At 74.9% G+C, this 4379-nt stretch carries 5 protein-coding genes; all 5 read left to right on the top strand.

Going from position 1 to position 4379, the window contains the following annotated elements:
- Positions 1 to 280 precede the first annotated feature (280 nt).
- Positions 281 to 886, top strand: a complete 606-nt coding sequence (locus tag ACWEN3_RS42230) for a sulfite oxidase-like oxidoreductase (protein ID WP_452982789.1) — start codon at positions 281 to 283, stop codon at positions 884 to 886.
- Positions 879 to 1664, top strand: a complete 786-nt coding sequence (locus tag ACWEN3_RS42235; protein WP_452982792.1) for a ferredoxin reductase — start codon at positions 879 to 881, stop codon at positions 1662 to 1664. Before ACWEN3_RS42230 ends, ACWEN3_RS42235 begins: the two co-directional genes overlap by 8 nt.
- A 231-nt stretch (positions 1665 to 1895) precedes the next feature.
- Positions 1896 to 2480, top strand: a complete 585-nt coding sequence (locus tag ACWEN3_RS42240) for an Rv1733c family protein (RefSeq protein WP_452982794.1) — start codon at positions 1896 to 1898, stop codon at positions 2478 to 2480.
- Positions 2481 to 2792: 312 nt separating this feature from the next.
- Positions 2793 to 3977: a serine hydrolase domain-containing protein gene (locus ACWEN3_RS42245; protein WP_452982797.1), complete on the top strand. Its 1185-nt coding sequence runs from the start codon at positions 2793 to 2795 to the stop codon at positions 3975 to 3977.
- Between the two features lie 152 nt (positions 3978 to 4129).
- Positions 4130 to 4379 (top strand): winged helix-turn-helix domain-containing protein (locus tag ACWEN3_RS42250; RefSeq protein WP_452982800.1); only part of this gene is annotated, 250 nt, incomplete at its 3' end.

Below are 4379 nucleotides of genomic sequence, written 5' to 3' on the forward strand. Positions count from 1 at the left end.
GTTGTCGAGGACGTGCGCGGTGCCGTCGGCGGGCCCGCCGGAGCCGGCCCGGCTGCTGGTGGGGCTCACGCGGCCCCCTCGATCACGGTCCTGTGGACATGCACCCGCATCCTCGTTCCTCGCTTCTCTCGCACTCCCACCGGCCTACCGGTGCCCGCACCGAACGCCAAGGACCGGCGCCGCACGGGTATTCCCGGCGCCGGCGGAAGTTCGCGGGGCCGCGAGGATCCCGGCGGTGACCTGGGACGGAGCACCCGGAACGACAGCGTACGGTTGAAGCATGAACGTCACGCGAGGCTTCACGGGCCGCCCGCGCCGGCACAACCCCGGGCTGCCTCCCGGGCAGTACGACGCGCGCGACGACTGGCCCGTCCTGTCCGCCGAGGTCACGCCGGACCTCGCGCCGGCCGACTGGTCCTTCCGCATCGACGGACTGGTCGAGCGGCCGCACACCTGGGACTGGGACACGGCGCGCGCGCTCCCGGCTTCGGCCTACGCCGGCGACATCCACTGTGTGACCGGCTGGTCGAAGTTCGGCGTGCGGTTCGGCGGAGGGTCGCTCGACGCCTTCTTCGACGTGGTGCGGCCCCGTGGGTCCGCCACCCACGCGCTGGCCCGCTCCCACACCGGCTACACCACGAACCTGCCGCTCGCCGACCTCACCGGCGGACGGGCCTGGATCGCCTGGGAGTACGACGGGCAGCCGCTGCCGCCCGAGCACGGCGGCCCGGCGCGGCTGCTGGTGCCCCACCTCTACTTCTGGAAGAGCGCCAAGTGGATCGCGGGCATCACGCTCCTCGACCACGAGGAGCCGGGCTTCTGGGAGCGCAACGGCTACCATGCGCGCGGCAATCCGTGGGAGGAGCAGCGGTACTCCGGTGACTGAGACGGTGACGACGAGCGCGACCGCCCCCGGCCCGGGCGGTCCCACGACACGGTTCGCGGTGCCCGGACGCATCGCCGTGAGCGAGCAGGCCGCGGCGCTCTGGCAGCCGGCCACGCTGACGGAGATCCGGCACGAGACACCGCACGCGGCCACCTTCCGCCTGGCGGTGCCGGGCTGGGCGGGGCATCTGCCCGGCCAGCACCTGCTGCTGCGGCTGACCGCCGAGGACGGCTACACGGCACAGCGCCACTACTCCATCGCGTCGGCGCCGGAGGGCTCCGGGCACATCGAGCTGACCCTGGACCGGGTGCCGGACGGCGAGGTCTCCGGATGGTTCCACACGGTGGCGCGGCCCGGGGACACCGTCGAGGTGCGCGGTCCGCTCAGCGGCTTCTTCGCCTGGCCGGGCGACCGGCCCGCGCTGCTCATCGGGGCCGGCTCCGGGGTCGTACCGCTGATGTCGATGGTCCGGCACCACCGGGCGCACGGCCTGGGCGTGCCGCTGCGGATGCTGGTGTCCGCGCGCAGCCCCGAGGAGCTGATCTACGCCCGGGAGCTGGGCGCGGAGACGACGCCGGTGTTCACCCGCAGCGCCCCTCCCGGGGTGCCGGTGGGGCGTATGGCGGCCGCGCATGTGGCGCCGCTCCTGGCCGAGCGGCCGCCCGGCGGGTGGGAGGCCTACGTGTGCGGCTCGAACGGGTTCGCCGAACATGCCTCCCGGCTGCTCGTCGAGGCCGGTCAGCCGGTGGAGCGCATCCGTATCGAGCGCTTCGGCTAGGTCCGCCGAAGCCCGGGTCGCGGCGGCCGGCAGGGCGCGCGATCGTGGGGCGCATGGCCCGTTCCGTGCTTCAGGTGGGCCTGAACTCGCGGTTCACCGCGTGAACGAGGTGCGCCGAACGGGGTACGTGACGGGTGTGGACGCTCGTGTGCGTGGGCCGGGGGCGGGCACGGCGGGCCGGTGAACCGGCTCGTCCCGCTCTCCGGTCGCGGCGCCGGCGAGGAGGTGGACATGCGTACCCGGGTGCATGGTTGGCGCTGGCGGCGCAATCCGCTGCGGCGCCGGTCGGATGTCGCGGAGGCATGGACGGTGCTGGTCGTCGCCGTCCTGCTGTTCGTGGTGGCGCCGCTGGTCGGGGTGGCCGCGGGACTGCACGCCCATGGCCGGGCCGAGGCGGTGGCGGCGGCGGAGCGGGCCGCCCGCCACCAGGTGCGTGCCACGGTGTTCGGCGATCCACCGCGACGGGTGCCCACCGTGCAGGGCGACCGCGCGCATCCGTACCGCGCCGAGGTCCGCTGGACCGAGCCCGGCATGGGGACCCGCACCGCCTGGGCGCGGGTCCCGGCCGGGACCCGGCCCGGTGACACGGTCTCCGTGTGGTTCGACTCCCGGGGCCGCAACGTCACCCCGCCGCCGGACGCCGTGGCGATCTGGCAGCACGCGGTCACCGTCGGCATCTGCGCGGCGGCGGGCGCCGGGGGCGTGGTGCTCCTCGGCCACGCCTTGGAGCGCAGGATCGCCCTGCGCCACCGGCTCGCCGAGTGGGAGCGGGAGTGGGCGCGCACGGGACCGAGGTGGACCCAGCCGAGGGCCTGAGGGGCGGCCACCGCGGAGGCGGCGCGTGATCCGGGCGCCGGAAGGCCGGCAAGCGCTTGCCCGCCGGTCATCGGCCCGCCGCGTACGGTGGCCTGACGCATTCCCCCTTCGCAAGGGCGGTTGTCGATGGCCCTGTTCGACCTGCCCCACCACGAGGGCGGGGGCCCCTTCCACGAGGCGGCGAAGGTGCGCCGGCTGCGGTCGTACGCCTGAGGGGAAATCCCCCCTTCCCTCCAGTCCGACCAGTCGGTACGTTCGGGGTGCCCGGGTCGCAGCGTCGCGGCCCGGGCTCCCGGCGATCATGGAGGGCCCATGTCCGCGCACGAGGTACGGCAGGCACAGGCGGTACCGGTCCACGGCCACTGCGATCCGCGGTTCGCCGCGGTGCGGGAGGCGTTCGAGGGGAACTTCCGCGAGCGGGGCGAACTGGGCGCCGCCGTGGCGGTCACCGTCGGCGGGGAGACGGTGGTGGACCTGTGGGGCGGCTGGGCCGGCCCGTCCCGTGCCCGCCCCTGGGAGAAGGACACGCTGGTGAACGTGTGGTCGACCACCAAGGGCCCGGTGGCGCTGTGCGCGCACATCCTCGCCGACCGCGGACTGCTCGACCTCGACGCACCGGTGGCCGGTTACTGGCCGGAGTTCGCGGCGGCGGGCAAGGACAAGGTGCTCGTACGGCATCTGCTGTCGCACCGCGCCGGGCTGTCGGGGCTGCGCGAGCCGCACTCCCTGGACGACCTGTACGACTGGGAGACGACCACCTCGCGGCTCGCGGCCATGGAGCCCTGGTGGGAGCCGGGGACGCGGTCCGGGTATCACGCGCTGACGTACGGCTTCCTGGTCGGCGAGGTCGTACGGCGGGTTTCGGGGCTGTTGCCGGGCGCCTTCCTGCGGCGGGAGGTGACCGGACCGCTCGGGATCGACTTCACGGTCGGCCTGCCCGCGGCGGAGTCCGGCCGGGCGGCCGAGCTGGTGCGTCCGCCGACCGCCTCGGCCGATCAACAGGCCGCCGTCTTCAGCCAGTTGGCCCCCGCCGCCGTCGCGGCGCTGGCCAACCCGCTGGTCGGTGCGGCCGAGGCCAACACGCCCGCGTGGCGGGCGGCGGAGATCCCGGCGGCGAACGGGCACGGCACCGCCCGGGCGGTCGCGGCGCTCTACGGCGTCTTCGCCGGCCGCGGCTCCTGGGGCGGCCGGCGCGTCCTCGCTCCGGAGGCCGCGGAGCGGGTGCGCGAGGGGCAGGGCAGCTGCCGCGACCTGGTGCTGGGCGCGGGGTTCGAGGGCGAGACCGAGGCCGGGCTCGGCCTGTGGCTGAGCGGGCCCCATGGCTCGTACGGCCCCAATCCGCGGGCTTTCGGTCATGACGGGTTCGGCGGCTCGTGCGGGCTCGCCGACCCGGAGGCGGGCGTCTCGCTGGGCTACGTGATGAACCGGATGGGGCCGCGCATCGCGGACGACCCCCGGAAGATGGCGCTGATAGACGCCCTCTACCGCACCCTGTGACCGGCCGCCCCGGCGCCGGGTGGCCGGAGATCGCGCGGGTGGGTTTCGGCCGAACCGGCGGACCGCTCTTCCCTTGTGGTTTAGACCAATGCTAATTGTGGTCGCGCAATGAGCCCGCACGGCTACGTCTTGTCACCAACAGGAGGCGCGGCATGGCCCGCACCACCCCGCACGATCCGTCCCAGACCACCGACCGGCCGCTGTACGCGCAGGTCGCGGCGCTGCTGCTCGACGAACTGCGCGAGGGCACGATCCCACCCGGCGAACGGCTGCCGGGCGAGCGGCACCTGGCCGCGCACTTCGGGGTCAGCCGGGAGACCGTCCGGCAGGCGCTGGAGGTGCTGCGCCGCGGCGGTCTGGTCGCGACCGACCGGCGCGGCAGCCATGCCACGCTGCCCGGCC

It is taken from the genome of Streptomyces sp. NPDC004561, assembly GCF_053602155.1.